At 48.7% G+C, this 21,888-nt stretch carries 23 protein-coding genes; 11 read left to right on the top strand and 12 right to left on the bottom strand.

Features of this window, described 5'->3' with window-relative positions; all coding sequences use genetic code 11:
• Nucleotides 1-35 precede the first annotated feature (35 nt).
• A complete protein-coding gene (locus tag AYO36_RS11945; RefSeq protein WP_064300547.1) occupies nucleotides 36-1,670 on the top strand; it encodes a methyl-accepting chemotaxis protein in 1,635 nt (544 codons plus the stop codon).
• Between the two features lie 113 nt (nucleotides 1,671-1,783).
• Nucleotides 1,784-2,365, top strand: a complete 582-nt coding sequence (locus AYO36_RS16925) for a sunset domain-containing protein (protein WP_064300546.1) — start codon at nucleotides 1,784-1,786, stop codon at nucleotides 2,363-2,365.
• 42 nt (nucleotides 2,366-2,407) lie between these two features.
• Here AYO36_RS16925 and AYO36_RS11935 read toward each other — a convergent pair whose 3' ends face one another.
• Nucleotides 2,408-2,935, bottom strand: coding sequence for an NUMOD4 domain-containing protein (locus tag AYO36_RS11935; protein WP_064300545.1), 528 nt, complete (start codon nucleotides 2,933-2,935; stop codon nucleotides 2,408-2,410).
• A 132-nt stretch (nucleotides 2,936-3,067) separates the two neighbouring features.
• On the opposite strand from AYO36_RS11935, the gene AYO36_RS11930 reads away from it, so the two are divergent.
• Nucleotides 3,068-3,646 (top strand): AAA family ATPase, encoded by a 579-nt coding sequence (locus AYO36_RS11930; RefSeq protein WP_064300544.1) that lies wholly within the window; start codon nucleotides 3,068-3,070, stop codon nucleotides 3,644-3,646.
• A gap of 40 nt (nucleotides 3,647-3,686) precedes the next feature.
• Here the strand turns inward: AYO36_RS11930 and AYO36_RS11925 are convergent, their stop codons facing one another.
• The 3 genes from AYO36_RS11925 to AYO36_RS11915 are packed head-to-tail and all read right to left on the bottom strand — an operon-like array spanning nucleotide 3,687 to nucleotide 6,115.
• Complete coding sequence (locus AYO36_RS11925; protein ID WP_064300543.1) at nucleotides 3,687-4,028, bottom strand: GNAT family N-acetyltransferase; 342 nt, start codon at nucleotides 4,026-4,028, stop codon at nucleotides 3,687-3,689.
• On the bottom strand, nucleotides 4,029-5,075 hold the full coding sequence (locus AYO36_RS11920; RefSeq protein WP_064300542.1) for a DNA alkylation repair protein: 1,047 nt from the start codon (nucleotides 5,073-5,075) through the stop codon (nucleotides 4,029-4,031).
• A 17-nt stretch (nucleotides 5,076-5,092) separates the two neighbouring features.
• The gene (locus tag AYO36_RS11915; RefSeq protein WP_064300541.1) at nucleotides 5,093-6,115 is read right to left on the bottom strand and encodes a bifunctional transcriptional activator/DNA repair enzyme AdaA; all 1,023 of its coding nucleotides are present in this window, start codon (nucleotides 6,113-6,115) and stop codon (nucleotides 5,093-5,095) included.
• 162 nt (nucleotides 6,116-6,277) lie between these two features.
• Between AYO36_RS11915 and AYO36_RS11910 the strand changes: the two genes are divergently transcribed.
• The 4 genes from AYO36_RS11910 (at nucleotide 6,278) to AYO36_RS11895 (ending at nucleotide 10,807) form a co-directional block, all read left to right on the top strand.
• Nucleotides 6,278-6,853, top strand: coding sequence for a class I SAM-dependent methyltransferase (locus tag AYO36_RS11910; RefSeq protein WP_064300540.1), 576 nt, complete (start codon nucleotides 6,278-6,280; stop codon nucleotides 6,851-6,853).
• Nucleotides 6,831-7,520, top strand: coding sequence for a response regulator transcription factor (locus AYO36_RS11905; protein WP_050676879.1), 690 nt, complete (start codon nucleotides 6,831-6,833; stop codon nucleotides 7,518-7,520). The genes AYO36_RS11910 and AYO36_RS11905 overlap by 23 nt, the downstream gene beginning before the upstream one ends.
• Entirely contained in the window at nucleotides 7,517-8,878 is a 1,362-nt protein-coding gene (locus AYO36_RS11900) for a sensor histidine kinase (RefSeq protein ID WP_064300539.1), read from the top strand. The genes AYO36_RS11905 and AYO36_RS11900 overlap by 4 nt, the downstream gene beginning before the upstream one ends.
• Before the next feature lie 135 nt (nucleotides 8,879-9,013).
• Nucleotides 9,014-10,807, top strand: a complete 1,794-nt coding sequence (locus tag AYO36_RS11895) for an acyltransferase family protein (RefSeq protein ID WP_064300538.1) — start codon at nucleotides 9,014-9,016, stop codon at nucleotides 10,805-10,807.
• 51 nt (nucleotides 10,808-10,858) lie between these two features.
• Here the strand turns inward: AYO36_RS11895 and AYO36_RS11890 are convergent, their stop codons facing one another.
• The 3 genes from AYO36_RS11890 to AYO36_RS11880 form a co-directional block, all read right to left on the bottom strand.
• Nucleotides 10,859-11,848 (bottom strand): copper resistance D family protein, encoded by a 990-nt coding sequence (locus AYO36_RS11890; RefSeq protein WP_197484529.1) that lies wholly within the window; start codon nucleotides 11,846-11,848, stop codon nucleotides 10,859-10,861.
• Nucleotides 11,845-12,372: a copper resistance CopC family protein gene (locus AYO36_RS11885; protein ID WP_064300536.1), complete on the bottom strand. Its 528-nt coding sequence runs from the start codon at nucleotides 12,370-12,372 to the stop codon at nucleotides 11,845-11,847. The genes AYO36_RS11890 and AYO36_RS11885 overlap by 4 nt, the downstream gene beginning before the upstream one ends.
• A 63-nt stretch (nucleotides 12,373-12,435) precedes the next feature.
• Complete coding sequence (locus AYO36_RS11880) at nucleotides 12,436-13,803, bottom strand: hypothetical protein (protein ID WP_064300535.1); 1,368 nt, start codon at nucleotides 13,801-13,803, stop codon at nucleotides 12,436-12,438.
• A gap of 245 nt (nucleotides 13,804-14,048) precedes the next feature.
• Between AYO36_RS11880 and AYO36_RS11875 the strand changes: the two genes are divergently transcribed.
• Nucleotides 14,049-15,092 carry a hypothetical protein gene (locus tag AYO36_RS11875; protein WP_064300534.1) on the top strand — a complete coding sequence of 348 codons (1,044 nt, stop codon included), beginning with the start codon at nucleotides 14,049-14,051 and terminating at the stop codon, nucleotides 15,090-15,092.
• Nucleotides 15,093-15,158: 66 nt separating this feature from the next.
• Here AYO36_RS11875 and AYO36_RS11870 read toward each other — a convergent pair whose 3' ends face one another.
• The 3 genes from AYO36_RS11870 to AYO36_RS11860 form a co-directional block, all read right to left on the bottom strand.
• The gene (locus AYO36_RS11870; protein ID WP_023466843.1) at nucleotides 15,159-15,644 is read right to left on the bottom strand and encodes a FixH family protein; all 486 of its coding nucleotides are present in this window, start codon (nucleotides 15,642-15,644) and stop codon (nucleotides 15,159-15,161) included.
• Nucleotides 15,637-17,004 carry a PepSY-associated TM helix domain-containing protein gene (locus AYO36_RS11865; RefSeq protein WP_064300533.1) on the bottom strand — a complete coding sequence of 456 codons (1,368 nt, stop codon included), beginning with the start codon at nucleotides 17,002-17,004 and terminating at the stop codon, nucleotides 15,637-15,639. Before AYO36_RS11865 ends, AYO36_RS11870 begins: the two co-directional genes overlap by 8 nt.
• Nucleotides 17,005-17,280: 276 nt before the next feature.
• Entirely contained in the window at nucleotides 17,281-17,862 is a 582-nt protein-coding gene (locus tag AYO36_RS11860; protein WP_064300532.1) for a DedA family protein, read from the bottom strand.
• 271 nt (nucleotides 17,863-18,133) lie between these two features.
• Here AYO36_RS11860 and AYO36_RS16705 point away from each other — a divergent pair, with 271 nt between their 5' ends.
• The gene (locus AYO36_RS16705; protein ID WP_023466838.1) at nucleotides 18,134-18,919 is read left to right on the top strand and encodes an NUDIX domain-containing protein; all 786 of its coding nucleotides are present in this window, start codon (nucleotides 18,134-18,136) and stop codon (nucleotides 18,917-18,919) included.
• A 48-nt stretch (nucleotides 18,920-18,967) separates the two neighbouring features.
• Here AYO36_RS16705 and AYO36_RS11850 read toward each other — a convergent pair whose 3' ends face one another.
• Entirely contained in the window at nucleotides 18,968-19,816 is an 849-nt protein-coding gene (locus tag AYO36_RS11850; RefSeq protein ID WP_058704653.1) for a VOC family protein, read from the bottom strand.
• Nucleotides 19,817-19,937: 121 nt separating this feature from the next.
• Here AYO36_RS11850 and AYO36_RS11845 point away from each other — a divergent pair, with 121 nt between their 5' ends.
• Nucleotides 19,938-20,288 (top strand): winged helix-turn-helix transcriptional regulator, encoded by a 351-nt coding sequence (locus tag AYO36_RS11845; protein ID WP_023466835.1) that lies wholly within the window; start codon nucleotides 19,938-19,940, stop codon nucleotides 20,286-20,288.
• A gap of 104 nt (nucleotides 20,289-20,392) precedes the next feature.
• The gene (locus tag AYO36_RS11840) at nucleotides 20,393-21,175 is read left to right on the top strand and encodes a nucleotidyltransferase domain-containing protein (RefSeq protein WP_064300531.1); all 783 of its coding nucleotides are present in this window, start codon (nucleotides 20,393-20,395) and stop codon (nucleotides 21,173-21,175) included.
• A 49-nt stretch (nucleotides 21,176-21,224) separates the two neighbouring features.
• On the opposite strand, the gene AYO36_RS11835 is transcribed toward AYO36_RS11840, so the two are convergent.
• Entirely contained in the window at nucleotides 21,225-21,809 is a 585-nt protein-coding gene (locus AYO36_RS11835) for a DUF4352 domain-containing protein (protein ID WP_064300530.1), read from the bottom strand.
• Between the last annotated feature and the right edge of the window lie 79 nt (nucleotides 21,810-21,888).

Raw genomic sequence — 21,888 nt, 5'->3', positions numbered from 1 at the left:
TCCTTCCGATAGGTACACGGGAGGAGATGTTTTTTATGCTTATGAAAAAACGATTACTGGCACAACAATTAAATGGATGGTTGATTCCGATCGTCGCCATCGGACTGATCGTGATCAGCGGTCTAAGCGTCTACGCTTCCTATCAACAATCCGTCGCAGCAACCGAGGAACGGCTGATGCGTGAATTAACGATGTTCGATGCGAATGTCCGGGCAACGTTTCTGGCGTACCCGGATGACGCAGCAGACCGCTCGCGTGCCATTAAACGATTGCAACAGCAACAGCGAACCGACTTATCACGTGACGACTACACGGTTCGCTTCCAAAGCCTGAACACGAGTGAGGCGTTCCGACCGTTGACACTCGAACCGGCAAAACGAAAACAACTACTACAGCACTTAAAGAATGCACGTACATATGCCTTTTCGTATCAAGACCAATTTCTTGTCGCGATGACGATTCCAGAACTCGATGACGTCATCTTACTGACGACCGACCGTGATAAATTAATCGCCCCTGCTCGAGATTTAGCTTGGACACTCGTCTGGGTGAGCGTAGTCACACTTGTCAGCATCAGCCTGTTGATTCGCTGGCGGATTCAACGCCAACTGGCACCGTTATCGAAACTCGCCTTACAGATTGAAGAAGCGCATGCGAAGCGATCGTATCGTCCATTAACGCTCAAAACGACGACCTTTGAGTTACAACAGCTGACGTTTCAATACAATCAGTTGATGCAACAAATTAATGACTTAACGACGGAGATGCAACAAGCCAGTCAGGAACTTGAATCCGTCCAGCCTCACTTCTCTTCGCGCTTATCCGCAATGGATCAATCGGTCCAAGCCGTCGATGAAGTCGCCGGTTCTTTACTTGCGCAATCGACACAGATGGATCAGACAATCGTCGCCTCGACACGTTTGACTGCCCAAGGACACGATGCGTTAAGCGAAATGCAAACGACACTCCTGAACAGCCAACATGCTGTAACCCGTTTTCAACAGACCGTCCAGACGAATCATACGACCCTCGAGACCTTACAAGAGGAAAGCCAGTTACTGAAGGAACAATCCGCGACGACAGAGCAGATTTTGCAACAGACCTCACATCTACAGCAACAGATGGAAACCTCAATTTCGCACATCCAGCGCGTTGCTGAAGAGACACGCCGTTTGTCACTGAACGCGCTGATTGAGGCAACCCGTGCCGGAGAAGCCGGTCGCGGCTTCACGGTCGTCGCTAAGGAGGTCGAAAAACTAGCGATCGATATCCGAACGAGTACGGACCATATCGGGCAGGTCAATCAGATGTGGACGACAGGACTCGATCAAGTCGAACAAGCGCTCTCGCAGATGACGGAACGGTTTCTCTCGACGTCACAACAGCTTGAGACGGCAACGGAGCATTTAAAACAGATGCTAACCGAAGCGACGACGATTGAGACGACACTGGGTACCGTGGAACACCAACGACAGATCGTCGCAGATGTTCAGTCGAACATGCAGGAACATCTACAGTCGGTTCAACAGTTGATGTCAGAGCTCTCATCCTACAGCCAGGTGCTCGGGGAACAGATGCAGCACCACGTCATTCAGCAAACAGAATTGAAGACACATAGTGCTGTACTCGAGTCGCGGATCAGTTCGTTGCAACAAACTATAAAAAATTAATTTTTTACATTTTTCCTAGTATTAATCTTTAAATTACAATATTTACTTATCATTTAATATGAAATAAAATGTTTTTTGGTAGGTAATTTTATATTTAAGGGGTTAATGAATCAATGGAAGAAAAGAAAAAGAAAAAAGGCGGCTGTTGTGGCTGTGGTTGTCTCATCTTCATTATTTTAATTTTCTTAGGCGCTTGTGGCGCTATTTTTGGAGAAGATGACTCTGACGATAAAGACAATAATACAAAGAGTCATCAATCTACTAAAGACTTGGACTCTGATGATCATAAAAATAACACTGAAGAAAAAAATGATGCTAAAGCTAAGGCAGAAGCTGACGCTAAAGCTAAGGCAGAAGCTGACACTAAAGCCAAGGCAGAAGCTGACGCTAAAGCTAAGGCAGAAGCTGACGCTAAAGCTAAGGCAGAAGCTGACACTAAAGCTAAGGCAGAAGCTGACGCTAAAGCTAAGGCAGAAGCTGACACTAAAGCTAAGGCAGAAGCTGACGCTAAAGCTAAGGCAGAAGCTGACACTAAAGCTAAGACTTGCTTAAATATTCGGGGTAATATCTCTAGTTCAGGTGAGAAAATATATCACCTTCCTAATCAAAGGTTTTATAGTAAAACGGACCCTGAAAAAGTTTTTTGTACAGAAGGTGCAGCTGTAAGTGCTGGATATCGCAAATCAAAAATCTAACTAAAAGTACCGGATATCTCATTTGATATCCGGTACTTTTAGTTAGCTAATAAATTTCGCTTCCTTCTTATCGATGATGTTGCGAATCCGGTTCTCCGTCACCTGATACTGCTCTGCCAATTGACGGGTTGTTTTCCCTTTTTCGTACTGCGCGCGAATCGTTCGAATCTGAAAAGGTGACAGCGTCACATGTTGACCTAACAAGAGATCAAACTCACCAAGTAGTTCAGTATACTGCTGATCGATCGAAGGCAGAACCTCTAAGTTCGACAACTGATCGTCAGCCCGTTTGCCGTTGCGCCGGACGAGTCGCGCTTCCATGACATCTGTCGTCAGAAAGGCTTGTGCGACAAGCAATCCGACCTGCACCCGCTCTCCTCGACCACGTTGGTAGAGCGTGACTTTGCGGTATCCTTCCCGATTGAGCCGTGGACGGAGCAAGACACCTTTTCGTCGTTGCTGGACACCGCGACATGTCACGATCGTCCGGTCGAGCGACCTTACGCGACCAAGTGATGAGACTTCATATATACCTACATAGCCGATGACGGCTTTCCATTGTTCTTGCATGGTTGTCCTCCTTCAGACAAGGACACGACGGGACTTCATACTTGAATTATACCAAATTACGAACAAACGTTCTAGTGATGTCACTCGTCGGAATATGCTATTCTTAGCAGAAAAAGGAAATGAGGTTCGTCTATGAAATTTGTCTTGTTACTTGGTCCGCAAGCGGTCGGAAAGATGACGATCGGTCAGGAAATCGAACGGTTGACGGAGATGAAAGTTTTCCATAACCACCAGACAATCGATCTGTTATTGCCTTATTTTGATTTCTCTGAACCTGCACACCATCGCCTAAAAGATACGATCCGGCGCGAGATGTTCAAGGAAATGGCGAACAGCTCGCTCGAAGGTGTCCTGTTTACGTTCCTCTGTCTATTCGGCGTCGAAGGCGGTGGTCTTGAGTTCATCGAAGAGACAGTTGAGTTATTCGAACAAGCAGGTGCTGACGTCTATATCGTTGAACTGGATGCGCCGGTCGCAACTCGCCTGCACCGAAACACGACTGAAAACCGATTGACGCACAAAGTAACGAAGCGTGACCTCGCTGCTTCTGAACAAGACTTACGCGAAACGGCGGACGGTTACCGAACACGTTCATTGCCAGGCGAATTGCCGGACGTCAACTACCTCTTCCTCGATACGGAACCGTTAAGCGCACGTGAAAGTGCGGAAGCGATTTGCGACCATTTCAACTGGTCCAAAACAACGGTCTAATCACAAACAAGCCCCGTCCTGCTCAGCAGGCGGGGCTTTTTTAATGATAGAGTTTGCGTTCATATCGATTCGCCTGCAACTGGAATCCGTTCCGACGCCAGACCGCCGCACTGCCCGCTTCGCCGTAAATACGCGTCAGTAATAACGTCCGTGCGAGATACGACAAAATCGACGTCAACGCTTCTGTGATGTACCCGCGCTGATCATCCTCATCAGTCGTCGTATAACGTAAGTTTCCGGTCGATGCATTCCATGTGAAGGTAATCGTCCCGACAATCGTTTTCTCACGCAACGCATGCAGCGTCCACTTGCAACCCGATTCTTCATCCGTTGCTTCGACAAACAATCGTGACGTCGTAAAATCCGTATGTCGTCCTTGCATTCAGCTCTCCTCCTCGACCTCAAACGTTGCTGTCGCGTAAACCTCTCCGTTAATTAAAATCGTTAATGTATGTGTACCAGGATAATGGACACGCGTCGTCATGTTCCGAAACGATTGGCGTCGTTCAACTTGTAAGACACCTTTAACTTCCCGCTCCCGCAGTTGAAACACCTTCCGACTCGTTCCACGTTGTTTGACGTAATCGATCGCGTATTCAAGACGCAGACGTTGCTCGACGGAACTGTTTACTTGAAACGAAAACTGTAACTCTTGACCAATAGTCACTGGTGAGACGACCAAGTCCGTAACCGCAACCTCGCCTTGCGTAACGTGTCCGAACAACTGCAACACGTCTGGGTTTCCGCGCTTCAGTAACGTCCGGGAGGCGTGACGCAAAATCCAGTCCGTGTTCGGATCTGTTCCTAAGTGACGTCCAATTCGTTCGATCAAGTATTCCGGATGCGTTTTTGAAATATCATTCAAGTGATTGGCGACACTTTTTCGGACGTAAAGTGACGGATCCTGTAATAAGGCGTCAAGGATCGGTAACGCTGGACGCGGATCAGCAATCAGACGCGGGATCGCTTGTCCCCATGGTAAACGCGGTCGTGTCCCTTCAGACGCTAAGCGCCGGACATGTTCATCGTCTGATGTGGTCCATTTGAATGCCTGCTCAAGATAGAGTTCCTGATCAGCAAGTAGAAAACGGCGAACGGCGAACTCTGACGTCGAATGCGGCGTCAACTTGGCGAGTGTCGCTAACGCAAGCGTCCAGTCGGCGAGTGTTGCTGTCCGTTCGACATACTCCGGAAAGACGATTCCCGGTAGACCGGTAAACTGCGGTGCAAGCCGCTCTAGCTCCGGCACCGAGTCCGGAAACGGTGACAAAATCGTCTCTAGTGTCTCCGCCACACGGCGGACACGTTGTTTAAACGCGAGTTCATTCCAGTCTCCCTGTTCGACTCGTCTTCGAAAATCCGGTACGTCGACCGCTTCTCCTAAGCGGTCGAGCCAACTCGGTGAAAACACATCTTTAATCAAACTCATCTTTCATCCAGTCCCCTCTATGTGCGCTCTAGTTTGAGCAATGTTTCCTTGCGTGCGAGTCCACCCGCGTATCCACCTAAATCCCCATTCGTCCGAATGACTCGATGGCACGGGATGACGATTGCCAGTTGGTTCGCTCCATTCGCTCGTGCGACGGCACGAACAGCGGTCGGTTGACCGATCCGGATCGCCAGCTCTTGGTACGAGATCGTCTCTCCACTCGGAATCCGCTCGAGTTCTTCCCAGACGCGGCGTTGAAATGGTGTTCCGTACCGCATCAGTGGCGTCTGAAACGATACCTGCTCTCCTTTGAAGTAACGACGGAGCTCCGCTTCGATCTGTCCAAAGACCGGTGACTCCCCGGGAACGATGACAGCACGTGCTTTCTTACGCAATTGTTCGATTTCCCGTTCCAGTCCGCGTCGGTCGACGAACTCAAGCAGATGTAAGAGTTGATCGTCGGCAATCGCCAGCATCGAGCCGAGTGGCGTGTCGAGCCATTTGGCGCGTAAGACCTGCCCGTCAAAGCGCGACGGTGCCTGTCCGAGAATCCGTGCTGACGCCTCAAGAAAACCACTACTCGATTCATAACCTCCTACTAACTGTCCTTCGATGACCGGCTTACCGGTCCGGATCTCCTTCATCGCCAGACCCATCCGCCGTGCCCGGGCATACGCGACGAACGTCATCCCGAAGCGTTTCTTGAACTGGCGACGTGCCGTTGATTCATCCAGACCAAGTGCTCGAAAATCGGCTTCCTTGAATCGTTTGTCCGGTTCTGCCTCGACCGCTTCGATCAAGCGTTGAATCGTACCATGATCTCCGGGATAAGCAAGCGGATGACAACGACGGCACGGTCGATAAGAGGCAAGTAATGCCTCTTGCGCCGTCTCAAAAAACTCACAGTTCTCCGCTTTCGGTTTTCGTGCCGGACACGTCGGACGGCAAAAGATGCCGGTCGTCTTGACGCCGACGAAAAACGTCCCTTCGTACGTCGCGTCCCGGCGAACGAGCGCTTCATAATACGTGTGATGTTCCATCGCCTTCCCCTCCTTTGTCCTTAGTATACCGGCTTGTCCGGTCACGATGTCGCCGAAAATCAGGCATTGATATGTTTAAGATTCACTTAAGAAACATCGTCCTGTTTTCGAAAGGGACGACGTGCATACTACATGATATACTCAACGGAAAGTAGGGTTTTCATGTTTGATTTCTTAAAAGAAGCACTTCACGCACCACTCCGTGTTGGAGCCGTCGCACCGAGCAGTCCACGTCTTGCCGAGATGATGGCACGACGCGCCGTCGCCGATCGTCCGCGTCAGATTCTTGAAGTCGGAGCGGGTGACGGAGCGATCACCAAAGCTTTACTGGCCGCTCGTTCACCAGAAACACATCTCTTGATTTGTGAACGGAGCGAAACATTCCGCCCCGCACTCGAACAATTACTAGCTCAGGAAACGAATGTCACCCTCTTGATTGGTGACGTTCAAGGATTATCCGATTCATGGAGCGGAAAAATCGACATCATCGTCAGTGGTCTCCCGTTCGCCTCGTTCCCGGCAGCGTTGCGGCATGACTTATTGGCACAATTCCAAACGTTACTACGACCAGGCGGTCACTTCATCGCCTTTCAATACACCCGGTTCCAGTTCAAGATGTTCCGAGATTATTTTCAAGAACACAGTTACTCGCACACGCTCTACAATCTTCCCCCGGCTTACGTCTTCGAGGGGGTGCAACAGGAGGAAATGAATCATGCCTACGCTCTTGATCGTTGATGACGAAGCCGACATCCGTCAATTGCTTCGACTCTATTTAACAAATGAAGGTTACGAGATCATCGAATCCGAAAACGGTGAGGAGGCGTTAGCGACTCTTGCAACGCGTCCAGTTGATGCGATGTTACTCGACGTGATGATGCCCGTTCGCGATGGCTTCTCGACTGTTCAAGCAGCGCGCGCTGCCGGTCACACGTTACCCATCTTGATGCTGACGGCGAAACGCGAAGATATGGATAAAATTCAAGGTTTGACCTTCGGGGCGGACGATTACATCGGTAAACCGTTCAATCCGCTTGAAGTCGTCGCCCGCGTCAAGGCACTGCTGCGACGTGTCAGCCAGTATCATGTCCCAACTACGGCTTCAGCCGTTCAGGTGGGGCCATTCACGCTCAAAGAAGACGAACGCGTCATCTTTAAGTATGATGTTCCGCTTGCCCTGACCCGCCGTGAATTTGATTGCCTGGCGCTCTTCTTGAATCATCCGCGTCGTGTTTTTTCGGCTGACGACCTGTATGAGCGGGTTTGGCAGGAGGAAGCACTTGGTTCCGCATCGAACGCTGTCATGGTCTTGATCCATAAGCTCCGTGATAAAATCGAGGACGTTCCGAAAGAACCACGCTACCTCCAGACGGTCTGGGGCGTCGGTTATAAGGTCGAACCATGAGACGGATCAAATTGACGGTCTGGATGCTTGTTTTACTTCTGCTCGCTGCATTTTTGAGTACGGCACTTGCCTGGTTGCTGGCGAGTCAATTGCCGCTTGGTGGAAAAACGGTTCCCCGTTACTACTACACGACGGAAGAAGACACGGTGAGCGCTGTTAAAGAGGACATTACACGTTATCAAAATGGACAAATACCGACCGGGCCCTATGAGTGGGCAGTATACGATGCCAATGGTCGTCTGGTCAGCGCTTCCGACAAGTATCCGAAAGACTTAACACCGAGCCGACTGCTTGCTGAGCAAACACCAACCGAGCGGGAGCCATCAGACACAGGAAAGGTTAGGACATTGCACCATATCGAAGCGATCTATCTTGGAACCCGTGAGCCTGGCTATTTTTTGACTGTTCAGTCCGATAAACCAACACTCAATGAATATCAAGTCGGTAATTCGAACGCCTTCTTCATCTTACAAGTCGTCTTGTTCATCGTCTTTCTACTGCTTTTAACACGTTGGATCGCTGGTTTGTTCCGCGAACTCGAGCGACGGCTTGAGCGGTTGACGGTCGAACCAGCGCCAACAGAACCGTTACCTCCCGTCAAAGGACCGAAGGAATTCAAGTTGTTCGCCCAATCGATCGAACGAATCGAACAGGAACTCCGCACCTTACGCGTACGCGACCAGGAGCGGTTCGTCGAGCAGTTGCGATTGATCACGAGTCTGTCGCACGACCTACGGACTCCATTGACCTCAATCCAAGGCTTCATTCAGTGGCTAACCGAAAAACACGAGACGTTATCCGCGACGGAACGGACGGAGCTTCTAGCGATCGTCACCCGACAGTCGGAAACTCTCGCTTCCCGGATCGACGAATTGTTCACGCTCGCTAAATTATCGAACACCGATTATCCAGTCGAACGGACATCGCTTGATCTCGTCACACTGACGGAACAAGTCCTGGAGCTGTTTCCCGGCATCGATGGCGGCATCGATGGCGTCATCGATGGTCCACCTCACGTGGCATTGTTCGCCGATCCGATGCTCTTACGACGCTTGCTTGAGAATTTGATTCGCAATGCGACTCTTCACGGAACTGGTGACCTTCGGATTTCGATCAACGATGAAGCAGAAGACATTCAGCTGATCTGCTCAAATGCGATTGAAACGACCTATACGCTAGAGGAACTAAACACGTGGCTGACGCCATTCGGGACGTCGGATGCTTCTCGCTCGTCTGGTGGCTCCGGCATCGGTTTGTCAATCGTTCAGCAAATCATGGCGCGTCATGAGGGGAGCGTCGCGTTGACTTCAAAAGACAACCGCTTCATCGTGACCTGTCGTTTTCCACATGCTTCTTAAGATTGCATCCGATGTTCGCATCGGGTGCTTTTTTAGTCAGGTTGTTACTTCTTAGACACTTCTTTGAAATTGGAATTCGATACACTAAAGACTGTTAGAAATTAGTTGTCGTTTTAAAGGAGTTGTTCGTGTTTTATGAAATCCTCGTCTCGTTCGATTACATATATGCCAGGGCTTGATGGCTTACGTGCCTTTGCTGTTCTATCTGTCATTCTCTACCATCTGTCTGTTTCATTCTTCTCCGGTGGTTTCCTCGGTGTTGATCTCTTTTTCGTCCTATCCGGTTACCTGATTACTGGTCTCTTGTTACGCGAGTGGCAAACGACCGGACGCCTCGATTTGAAACGGTTTTGGATTCATCGCTTCCGTCGCCTATTCCCAGCCCTATTCGTCATGCTGTTACTCGTTCTCGGGTACGTGACCGTCTTTGAACGCGAGCTGTTGCACACGGTTCGCCAAGATAGTGCCTTTGCGCTCATTTACGGGACGAACTGGTGGTATATCTTCCATGATGTTTCTTATTTCGAGTCGTTCGGTAAGCCATCACCGATTCAAAACCTTTGGTCGCTCGCAATCGAAGAGCAGTTCTATCTGTTATTCCCGATCTTACTCTGGTTCGGAATGAAAAATCGCCGCTTATTTTTGCAATTGATCGGCGTTGCGATCGGCGCATCCGTGCTCGCGATGGCGATTCAGTTCACACCCGGTGAAGATCCAAGTCGTGTCTACTACGGCACGGATACTCGGTTATTCGCCTTGTTGATCGGCAGTCTGCTCGCTTTCGCGTGGCAACCGACCCGCTTTAAGCTCGATATCCCAAAACGTGGTGTCCGGTTACTGAATCAAACAGGTGCCGTTACTTTACCGCTCTTACTCATGCTGATGATCGTCACAAGTGAGTTCGGAAGCTTCTTATACCGGGGTGGCTTTTTCCTCGTCTCGCTTCTTGCTGCGTTATTGATTGCTACGATCGCCCACCCGGCGTCGATCTGGAGTCGGTGGTTTGCACATCCAGCACTCGTTGCGATCGGCAAACGATCGTACGGTTTATATCTCTGGCATTTTCCCGTCATCACGTTGATGACACCGGTCGAGCAGATCGGAACGTTCTCGTTGCTTCGGACCGTATTGATCGTCGTCGTGCTTATCGCCTTGACCGAAGTATCGTATCGCTTCATCGAACGTCCGATTCGTCAACACGGACTGTCCGGTTACTTAAAACGTCTATCGTTACATCCGCGGCAGTTACGTCAGTTTTCAACGATGCAGTGGACGAGTGTTGCCGTGTTGACGATTCTTATCGTCAGCTTCATCGGTAACTTATCGATTCTTGCTGTCTCCGATACGCCGAAGCCAGAACCTGCTTTCGAGAAGATAGCGGCGCCAAAAGAAAAACCAAAACCGGTCCTCAAACCGACGACACCGAAAGCAACACCCGATCAGCGAAAAATCTGCCGACCGACGCTTGCAATCGGAGATTCGGTCCTGCTCGGTGTTGAAGATTATCTCGGCAGTACACTCAAGCAACTAACAATTGATGCAAAACTCGGTCGTCAGCTGCGAGAAGCGATTCCGCTGAGTGAGCAGTATGCGGCGTACAATCAGCACGGACGCCAAGTCATTATTCACCTCGGAACGAACGGGAGCTTCCGGAAGGATCAGTTGAATAGTTTGCTCGATCAATTCGCAAATGCCGATCACGTCTATCTGGTCACTGCACGCGTCCCGCGTCCGTGGGAAACAGAAGTCAATCAGATGTTACGGGAGGCATCGAAGCGGAAGCGTGTCGAACTGATCGACTGGCATGCCGTTGCCGTCAAACATCCATCTTACTTCGAAGCAGATGGTGTCCATTTGAATATCAAGGGAGCACGTGCCTATTCGAAGATTCTTGCGAAAGCGACGAATTGTGCTGTTTCAACGAAATAAGACTACGTCAAACAAGGTAGCGGAACGATCCGCTACCTTGTTTTTTTGTACTCACCCTGTCGCTAGCAGCCCAAGATAGATTAAACTGACGCTGAATAAACTCAGTAAGACACCCACTGCATGCCGACGATATCCGAGTAAAAGCAATGGTAGCGTGGCGATGCCAATCATCAAGACCCACCCGTCCCCTGCTGGACCACTGACCGGTAGTTGCCCTAGCGTCGGTTGTTCCAGACGACTGAGTGAAGCGCTCGCCATGAACAGCAATACTAAAATGATACTTTCCATCCGTAGTAGTGGACGCGGATCGTACGTTGAGTCAAAACGCAACCGACGCCTTACGAGCGTTCCATTACAGAAGGCGTAGAACAAAAGTGGTAGCAGCAGGAGGTGCTTCAGCAACAACGCTTGACCGTACGGCACACCCCAGAGATTCGTATAACGTTCAAGTGGAATCGCCAGTTGCATCAGTAACAGACCCGACAGGATGACACCCGTAAAGGCGATCCGGGCAAACGGACTGAACCAACTTAAAAAGGCAGACCAATGAGCGGTCGAGCGGGCACCGATGGCTATCCAAAACACGACACCGATCCATGCCGTCACACATAAGAAGTGACTAAATTGAAGCGTCCACCCGAGCGCACCGTATTTGGCCGCCGCATGACTCGTTCCTGCGATACCAATCCATAACGGGATCGTCAAGAGTGCGAGCAGGATGGACCGTTGCTTTTGCCATGCGAATACGATCAACAGGAGTAAAGCAGAGAAGTAAACGACAAGAAACATCCGACCGATATGCAACTCCAGTAACCCCGTTCGTAGAGCTTCTGTCATCGTTTGCGTCGAAAGTAGAAAACGAACGGCACCAAAGACCGGGATGCTCGTTCCAAGAACGAGCATCCCGAGTCCCGCTACCGCCCACGACGTACCGTCCATTAATGGCGGTTTCCGTTTCCTTGGGATGAAGCATAATACCAAATAGCCCATCCAAAGCGCTCCACCGATGTAGACGAGTAGTTCTCCTAGAAACGCACTCATGTCGTGCGACGACGTAACAAGAGAAGGATGACGATACTGATTAACAGTCCCCCGACGATCCATGGGAGCAGTGTCGGAACGAGTCCTTTTGAAACTGGCTCCGCTTCAGGAACGACTGCTGCTTTTGTTTCCATCGGCTCAGCCTTTTCTACGGTGCTTGTTTCAGCTTTTGCCTCACCTAGTACCGTAAAACGAATCGTTCCTTTAACGGGATGACCATCATCTGAAATCGATGCCCACTTGATCGTGTATTTTCCTTCCGTTAAAGGCTCTGAGACGACAGCACTCAGTTCATTTCCGATGATGAGCGGTTTTGCGAGAGACTGTTCGACGCCATTCGCGTCTACTACACGTAAGGTGCTTGTTTTTTCAACAGCCTCACTAAACGTCAAGCGGATCCGATCGACGGGTTCAGATAATGCCGATCCCTCTGCCGGATTCGAGCTTTTTAAACTCGTATGTGCTTCGACCGATATGGGCAACAGACAAACGAGGAATAGGAGTACAAATCGGATGATGCGCATGTCGTTTACCTCCTTTCTGCTTGATGTGTAAAAGAAAACCCGCTGTTGCCAGCGGGTCGTCCTTTATTGTTGCGTGCGACGACGGAGTGCGAAGAATCCAAGGATCGATGCTGCTGCGATACCAAGCAATGACCAGACGATACCTGTCGTCGATGTTTCTTCTTGCATACCACCGAGACCTGTGTTTGGCATTCCAGGCGCACCTTTGAATTTATCTGGGAACTGATCGACGATTGCTGTCGCAGTTCCTTCCCCTACGCCGTACATATGCGCGTACGCTTCGCGAATTGCTGGGTACGTTTTGTCGTAATCTTTTTCATTGTAGCTATTGAAGGCAAGTAAGAGTTGGTCAATGTGAACCTTCAATCCTTCTTCCAAATCTTTCGCTTTCAAACGTCCTTCTGTTGCTGCATCAAGGAATGCTGCCTGTTCGACACGGTACTCATCGAGTTCCTTCACAGCCATGTCGCGTGCTTGATCATCTTTCGCACCTGTTGCTTTGACATAGTCAACGAAGTAGCCGATGTGGCTCGACCAAATCTTCTTGAATTGTTGCGCTGCTTCACTACCATAAACAGAGCCAATCGAAGCTGTCAGGTCATCCGTATTTTGATTCAAGGCACCAGCCGCAGCGTCAAAGTCTTTTGCTCCGTCAATTCCTTTTTGCATCGCGAGCACTGCAAGCGCCGCGTGTTCAGAGAAGTTTCGGTTCAGTCCGGCACGAAGATCAGCTGCTGGTGTATCAACTTTCGTATTTTTGAATTTATCTGGGTACTGATCGACGATCGCACCAGATAACCCTTCTCCCACCATATACATATGCTCGATTGCTTTACGTAGATTACTGTAGGCAGCATCATAATCACCAGCAACGTAGCTATCAAACGATGTTAACAGTTGCGTGATATGGACTTTTAGTCCTGCTTCGAGATCCGCTGCCTTCAGACGTCCTTCCGTTGCCTTATCAAGGAATGCAGCCTGTTCGACACGATACTCATCAAGCTCTTTCAATGCTTTTTGTTTCGCGTCTTCGTCCTTGGCACCAGTTGCTTTGACGTAATCGACGAAGTAACCGATATGGCTCGCCCAGATTTCTTTGAAGGCAGCGCCTGCTTCTTCCCCGTAGACGGAACCAACAGCTGCCGATAAATCATCCGTGTTTTGATTCAAGGCACCGGCTGCCTGCTCAAAATCTTCTTTACCATCAATTCCTTTTTGCATCGCAACGACTGCGAGATACGCGTGTTCAGATAGAATTTGATCGAGTGTCGCTCGTAAATCCGATGCTGGAGATGAGACATCGAGGGAGACTTTTCCTGAACTGTGAGACATCTTACTATGGTCCTCATGACCATGTGCACTAACACCTGCTGCTGGAATCAACAATGCGGCACTAAGCGGAACAGCGAGATACGACTTTTTCATCTTCATCTTATGAACACCCCTTTAATTTTTTGGACTTCACATAGATAACGTAAGGAGTTCACGAATGGTTTTATCTTTTTACATTTTTTATTTAAAATATTTTTTCTGAAGAAATAAACTTATGCAGCACTTTCATTATTTTTTAGTTTTTATTTACTCATTTCGCGAAACAGCCAACTTATTTTCTAATCATTTCATTAGAATCTTCTTATAACCTCATCTTTTATCTTTTATAGAACAGGAGTGGACTTATGAAACGGATTGTCATTGGCGCAGTACTTGCTTCGCTCGTCGTCTCGCAAGCAGTTGGACCTGTCGAAGCAAAAAGTAAAGCGAAGAAGAAACCTGTCGTGCAAGTCGATCGAGACAAAAATGGAATTCCAGATGCTTGGCAAAAACAATATCATTTGGGATATGGAAAACAAGTCGCAACAAAAGATCACGATCGCGACGGTTTGATGAATGTACAAGAGTATCAACTTCGTCTCAACCCCACTAAATCGGATTCGGACCGCGACGGAATCAAGGATGGGAAAGAGGATTCGGACCGCGACTTACTTACGAATCAACAAGAATACACAGCGCATCTAAATCCATTGAAGAAGGATTCCGATCAAGATGGTATTTCTGATGATAAAGAAGACCAAGATCAGGATCGATTGACGACACGAGAAGAATTCATCGTGGGTACGCAGCCACTGAAAAATGATTCAGATCGTGACGGCATCAAAGATAACGAAGAGGACCGCGATCAAGATACGCTTCTGAATGAAGACGAATTCGAACTTGGTTCTGATCCAACCAAAGCAGACAGCGATCATGACGGGACTCGAGATGATCAGGAAGATACGGATCAAGACGGAGTTCAGAATGACCAAGAACTCAAACGGATCATGATCAAAGTGACGAATACGAATAAGAAAAAGTTCGAGTGGCGTTACAGTAATGAACATCAACGGAAAGAATTGCGCTTTAAAGACGAGATCGGTATTACTGACGTTGCGACGTTAAAAGATCGTCTTCTCGTCACACCATCGATGACGGAAGAAGAATTATTAACGTTAGTCGCACAGGCGCTTCAATTACCAAACATCAAAACGTTACACGTCCAGATCAAGTTCTATAATGGACAGGAACTCGAATCAGAAGATGAGCACTCGGATGACGATGATTCTTCGGATGACTCAGAAGATGATGATCAAGATGATGATCAAGATGATGATCAAGATGATGATTCAGACGATCATGGAGACGATGACGGGGATGATCACGGAGATCATGGTGATGACGATTAATCGTCTATACGAAAAATGAGAGGACGGAATAGTATTCCGCCCTCTCATTTTGTATTTCCTTATTCTTCAATGATGGTGACCGCTACTTCCGCCAGCTGGTTTTGCTCCACCTTGTAAGATTTTTAAATCTTCTTTCGATAACTCACCGACGATGAACTGCCGTGTTGGCATGATCATCGCACCTTCACTGCTTGCATGCGCTTTGACATAATACAAGCCGGATTTTGGTAGTGCCTTCGCAATCGTATAGACACCTGGCTTTGTCTCCTCTGCCGGTTCCATACTATAGCGTACTGTTCCATCCGCTTTCCAGATTTCGAAATGTACATAATCGACTTTTTGAACCGGTTTGGCTTCACGCCAGACTGTTGCTTCAAATGTCTGCTTTTTCTTGGCATCCGGTTGTAAGTCCTTTGGGATATTCATTTTGATCGATAACGGCTTAGCTACGGCATACTGTTCTGCTGCATCGGAATCGACCGCACAGCCAGCAAGACTCGTCGTCGTGACGAGCAGTCCGCCGAGCATGAGTGTTTGTATCGATTTACGCATTGAAGAACCTCCTTACACTCGGAATACGACGGATGACGAGGAAATCGACCAGCCAGACGACGAGCAACGATAGACCGACGAGCGGGAAGACGATTCCCAGCACGACAAGCACAGCGAGGAATCCTTTCAACATGAATGCTTTCGGTCCTTTCGGCGCCCCCATCCCTTTACTTGGTTTTCGCTTCAGCCAGAGATAGAAACCACTGACTGCCACGAGAATGATTCCGAGACAAATCAACAGACTAATTAACTGATTGAACAAGCCGAATTCCGTTCCCTTGTGGAGTGTGATCCCGGTCGCGACGATCTTTCCGACGATACCATAGTTGTCATAACGATAGTCGGCGAGCACGGCACCGGAATATTGATCGAGATGGATCGTCGCTTCATTCTGTGCTTTCGCTGGATACGCAGACAGCGTATAGACACCGCTCGGATCACTTGGAATACTGATCTTAAAGCTTGGATCCATCCCTTGTTGTTTGCCGATTGCAACGATGTCATCGATCGAAGCCGGGACGGCTCCTTCGACTTTTGATTGCGGGACATCAAGTGTTTCGGCAGCCCACGGGACTTCCGCGATATCCTTCGTTTGAAGTGTTGACGTCGGTGCCTCCCCACCCCAGATGGACGGTGGATAACCAAGCCCTTGGTTCGTGACAAGGGACTGGAAGTTCGTTCCCCAGAAACCGGACCACGGTAAGCCAGTCAAGATCAGGAACAGCATCCCTGCTGTGATCCAGAATGCTGGAACAGCGTGGAGATCACGACGGAATAACTTCTTGCCTTGACGAAGACGTGGGAACAAGACACCTGACAGTCCCTTTTGCTTACGCGGGAACCATAGGAACAGTCCCGTCACGATCAAGACGATTGCCCAACAGGCGACGAGTTCAACGATCCGATCGCCAGTCGTTCCCGCCATCAGTTCCCCGTGGATCTCTTCGATTTTATTCATGATCCGGTCATCGTCAGATAATGTTCCGATGATCTTACCAGAATACGGATTGACGAAGACCGTCGCCGACATGTCTGGTGACGAGACCTTCACTTCACTGGATTGATCGTCGGATTCACCCGGTCGGTACGACGTGACAAGTGCATCGGGATACTTCGCTTTGATGCGATCAATCTGTTCCGTCGCAGTGATGCGATCTGCTTGTGGTGTAACTTCATAATACGATTGATACAGGACGTTTTCGATTTGTGGCTTAAAAAGATAAATGGATCCTGTCACAGCAAGCATGACTAGGAACGGTGCAAAAATGATACCAGCATAAAAGTGCCACCGCCAAATCGTCCGGTAAGCAGAAGAAGTCGGTGCTTTTTTGACCGTCTCTTCCGTCTGCATGAGATTCATATGTATCCTCCTCTGACAATAAATATGTCCACTCTGTGAACACCTCCTAGTATAAGCGTTTACAATCCAATTTCAGCCACTTGCTTGTGACGATAAATTGCCAATACAGTGTGTAAATAACGTAGCTTTTAAGAAGTGAAAAACGTCTTTTTTTGACAATGATTTCACTTTTCTTGTAGATTACTTCTTATTTCAAAAAACTATCCTTATTCATAAAACCAAACTTCATCTAAAAAAGCGAATCCTGATCTGGATTCGCTTGCTCGTGTGATGTTTTTATATTGAAGAACTTTCCTCGACTGATTCCTTTTGACGCCGATGATATACGATACCTGTTACTACTAGACCGATTAAGATGACTACGATCGCACTGATGATTCCGGGATTCACCTGAAGCCAGTTCCACAGCTCCGACCACGTCACAGCTTCTCCGATCCGGACGATCAAAAAAGTCCAGAGTCCTGTATAAACACCTGCTGCTAAGAATGTCATTACTAAATAACGCGGTAACGGATAACCGAGGAGTCCGGCGACATAATGAATCGGATGTCTGACGCCGGGTAAGAAGAACGATAGTCCGATCGCCCATAACCCGCGCCGTTCGATGATCGTTTCTGCTCGTTCTAAGAAACGTGACTTCATCCACCGTTTGACGAGCGGAATCTCACGGAAGAACCGAGCAAGTAGATAAAACCACGTAAAGGCGATGAAGAAGACCGGCCATGTGGTCAACCAGATGACGACCGGGTACATCCCCTCTCGTAATCGAAGTGCTGCAAAACTCATCATCAAGACATCGTCCGACAATGGGGTGAACATGATTCCGCCAGCCAGGCGGACGAGTGCCATGATATCCATCACGTATCCCTTCTTTCTGTTTCTCTCTATATTCAGTATCCCCGATTTTTCTGAAGTTGAGCCCTATCCATTTCTTAAGTTCTTCTTTAGTTATACTTTCCGATCAAAAGAAATCGTTATCGACGATTTAAAGTCACCTAGACCGGATGACATGCATACGCAATCGTTCAATAAAACATCCTTTTCCCACATCGAGAAAAAGGGTTTCATCCGTCCGTTCGAGAAGGGGTACAACGTACATCTGAACGCTCATCTGATAGGAGGAATTTCCATGTTACATCGCCGGAAGACCTATACGATTCGTCCCGAACGCCTAGAAGAATTCACTGAGTTTTTCCATACCTATTTGTACCCGCTCCAAGTCAGCCACGGTGCCCGTCTCGTTGGTCGCTGGGTGACCGAGGCAGAAGATGAAGTCATCGCCATTTGGGAATATCGCGACCGTGAACATTACGAACAAGTCGATCGTGATGTCCGCAACAGTGCCTTACGTCGCGAAGCGATGAAGAAGCGCGCGCGTCTCGGCAAAAACCTCTATATCAAATCCTATGAAGATTTCATGACAGCGACCGGTACGTATGCTCCCCCTCGCGCGATCGTCAGCGTGACCGCGTACATCACGAACGATGCCGGTGAAGTCCTGCTCGTCCGCAACCTCCACCGGGGTGATACGTATGAGATGCCGGGTGGACAAGTCGAAAATCACGAGTCGATTCTTGACGCCATCAAACGGGAAGTCAAAGAAGAAACCGGTGTTGATGTCACGATCGATGGCATCACCGGTATCTATCAAAATGTCTCAAGCCATGTCCTGTGCGTCTGCTTCCGTGGGAAAGCCGTCGGTGGTGAACTCGCGACACAAGAAGGCGAAACGACGGATGTCGGCTTCTTCCCACTGACACGTGACTCGCTGAGTGAGTATATCAAACGGGAACACTTCCAGTTGCGGACGCTTGATGCGATGGATCCCCATTACTTCCCGCATGCCTTATATAAAGTCAGACCGTATGAACTGATCAGCCGGTACGACGGTAACGCAACGTCGTCTTCACGGTAAACCAAAAATCCCCTTACAGTGTTTTCACTGTAAGGGGATTTTTTTCGGTTACGTTGTCAATCGAGCGGTAATTCCGGCATCATCGGTGACATAGACATCGCCTGCTTGATCCGTAACGGTATAAGCGGAAGACTTTAACGCCTCGATCGCTGCTTGGAGCGTCGCTTGATCCGGATAACGTAGTGTCCAGTAGACGAGTCCGACCGCATCTTCCGGATTCGTCGGTGCGTTGACACCAGACCAGACGTTCAGACCGATGTGATGGTGATAGCCACCGGCAGCAACGAACAATGCACGCATCCGCGAAGCGTCAGCGGCAACTTCAAAACCGAGCGTCTCGACATAAAATGTCCGCGCTGCTTCGAGTGTCTTGACGTGGAAATGCACATGCCCCATGACCGTATCGCTCGGCATGCCATACCAGTCTTCTTCTCCCGCTTCGACGAGCATACTTTGCCAATCGACGGGATCCGTTGTCATCTTGACGTCTCCATTGGCTTCGTATGTCCACGTCTCACGTGGACGATCGGCGTAAATCTCGATCCCGTTCCCATCTGGATCCGATAGATAAAAGGCTTCACTGACGAGATGGTCACCTTGACCAATCTCGATTCCTTGTTCGATCAAATTCCGGATGACGAAACCAAGTTCTTTTCGGTTCGGTAGCAAAATCGCAAAATGATATAACCCGGCGACCGAGTTCGGTGGAAAACGCCGGGCATTCGGATGAACTTCAAGTTCAACGAGTGGTGTATCTTGTGCGCCGAGCACCGTCAACTGATCCGTTTGCGTTAGCACGCGTAATCCGAGTGACGTTGTATAAAATGAAATCGAACGGTCGAGGTCCGTGATACGCAAGCGAACAGGACCGAGTGTGATTTGTGGATGAATGGACATCTTGTTTCCTCCTTCAATGAAATAGCTCGTATCCCTATTATTACGCGGAAGCGATCGAAGCGGAAGTAGGCACGAATAAGTGGTATAGTATCCTAAACGATACCATGAAGGAGGAAGACCGATGGAAGAGACACCAAGCTGTCGCGTCGAGACAGCACTCGAAATCTTGACCGGAAAATGGAAACCGTCGATTTTACTCGTCTTGATCACACACGGAACGCTCCGCTTCAGTGAATTGAAACGACAATTGCCGAACATTACCCAAAAAATGCTGACGGCTCAACTGCGTGAGCTCGAACTGAACGATATCGTTCATCGCGAGATTTATCAAGAAGTCCCACCCCGTGTCGAGTACTCTCTGACGGATTATGGTCGGACGCTCATTCCAGTCCTTGACGCGATCAATGCATGGGGGGAACAACATGTCCTCCATCTTGAACATAAAGAAAAACTCGCTTCTGCTTCTCAATGAGGAATCCATTTCGATGTGATTTCTCATTTTTTTATGGAAAAACCTGTCTATTATCCCGTATACTGACGTAATAGACTTCTGTTTTTGGAAAGGAATGAGTCCTCATGCATCAACTTCATGCGATCGAGCAACTGGTTGCTCGACTCAAACAAGATCCTGCAGTCGAAGCTATCTTCTTGAAAGGATCTTTTGGACGGGGAGAAGAAGATGTCCATTCAGACATCGATCTGTACTGTCTCGTCTCGGAAGAACGTCAAACAAAATTCTTATCGCGTCGTTTGTCCCATCTTTCTGCCTATCGTTCAATCATCTGGAAAGATGAGATCGATATCATCGCTCCACAAATGATCGTCGTCTATGATGATCTGCTACATATTGATTTATTCACGGTGACGCTTGATTCGCTGAACCATAAGGATCAATTGCGTGTCTTATATGATCCACAGGAACAGTTGACGGACTTTACCGACACATGTGACTTAACACTTTCTGCTCAAGAAGCGACCGATGAAGCAATCGATGCCGTCTGGTTCTTGTTCCAATATAAAAAAGCAGCAGCACGGGGAAATGACTTATGGGCAGTCGAGATGCTCCGTAGCGCCTTGATCAAGTTCGCAAAAGTATTAATCCATCATCATGCTCCTGAACGAGCACAACTCGGATTAAAGACGATTCCGACGACATTGCCAGACCATCCACGCCTTGCTCTTGAAGCAATCTACGACGTCCTGACACCCGCAACGCACGCTGAAGCGGTTCAACGTTATTTGGCTTGTTTAGAGACCGAACGAAACGCGCTCGACCAGACGCTTGCCTCTCATCCGGAGACGCTCGCTCTACTCGATCGATTAACGCCTGAACTCTCGATCCAACAATCAGGACGGTAACAAGAAAGGAGTAGTGGATAATTCCGCTACTCCTTTCTATGCTCGCTCATTAACGTGTCAATTGAATCTCTTTTGATTGTCCACCTGCCCAGCCAAAGCCAGATGAGACCTCAAGCTTCGGATTTTTCACCTGTTTCGGTAATTCGAAGACGATGTTGCCGGTTTTCTCGATATTCGGGTTGATCGTCTCTAAGAAGAAGCCCATCCCGTCTTCATTCGCATAAAGATCGAGTTCCGTATCGGCTGAGTATTCTGTATCGCTGACATTGACTTTAAACATGTTACTGTCGACGAATCGCTCTTCCTTATCTCCGTTTAGAATCGTCAGACCGATGACTAAGAATTGTCCTGATGTTTTCTTTTCGCCGAGGACGTTCGATAAGGTATCGACCATCTTGACGTCGTTGACGACGTACGTCAGTTTCCCGACCTTTACCTGATCATTCACCCCGTACGTTTTCTTGACCGGCTTCGCAACTGCTTTTGCTTTCACTGGTTTTGCTTCTGATTTGACTGCTTCTTGTTCGACTTCTACTTTTTTCTCCGGTGTTGCTTGTTCTTCGTCATCTCCTAGATTTCCGAGAATAACTGCTCCGATCACGATAATTCCTGCCCACTTTAATCCTTTTTTCATGTTACTTCCTCCTTTTAATTTGGCTGACTCACGTCTGATAGCCCTAGTATAGAAAGAAGCAACCCCTTATCCTTTACAC

Origin of the sequence: Exiguobacterium sp. KKBO11 (assembly GCF_001644945.1) — a bacterium.
Taxonomy (GTDB): Bacteria; Bacillota; Bacilli; order Exiguobacteriales; family Exiguobacteriaceae; genus Exiguobacterium_A; species Exiguobacterium_A abrahamii.
Note: the sequence above shows the minus strand (reverse complement) of the source record. Positions and strands in the feature narration are given on the sequence as shown.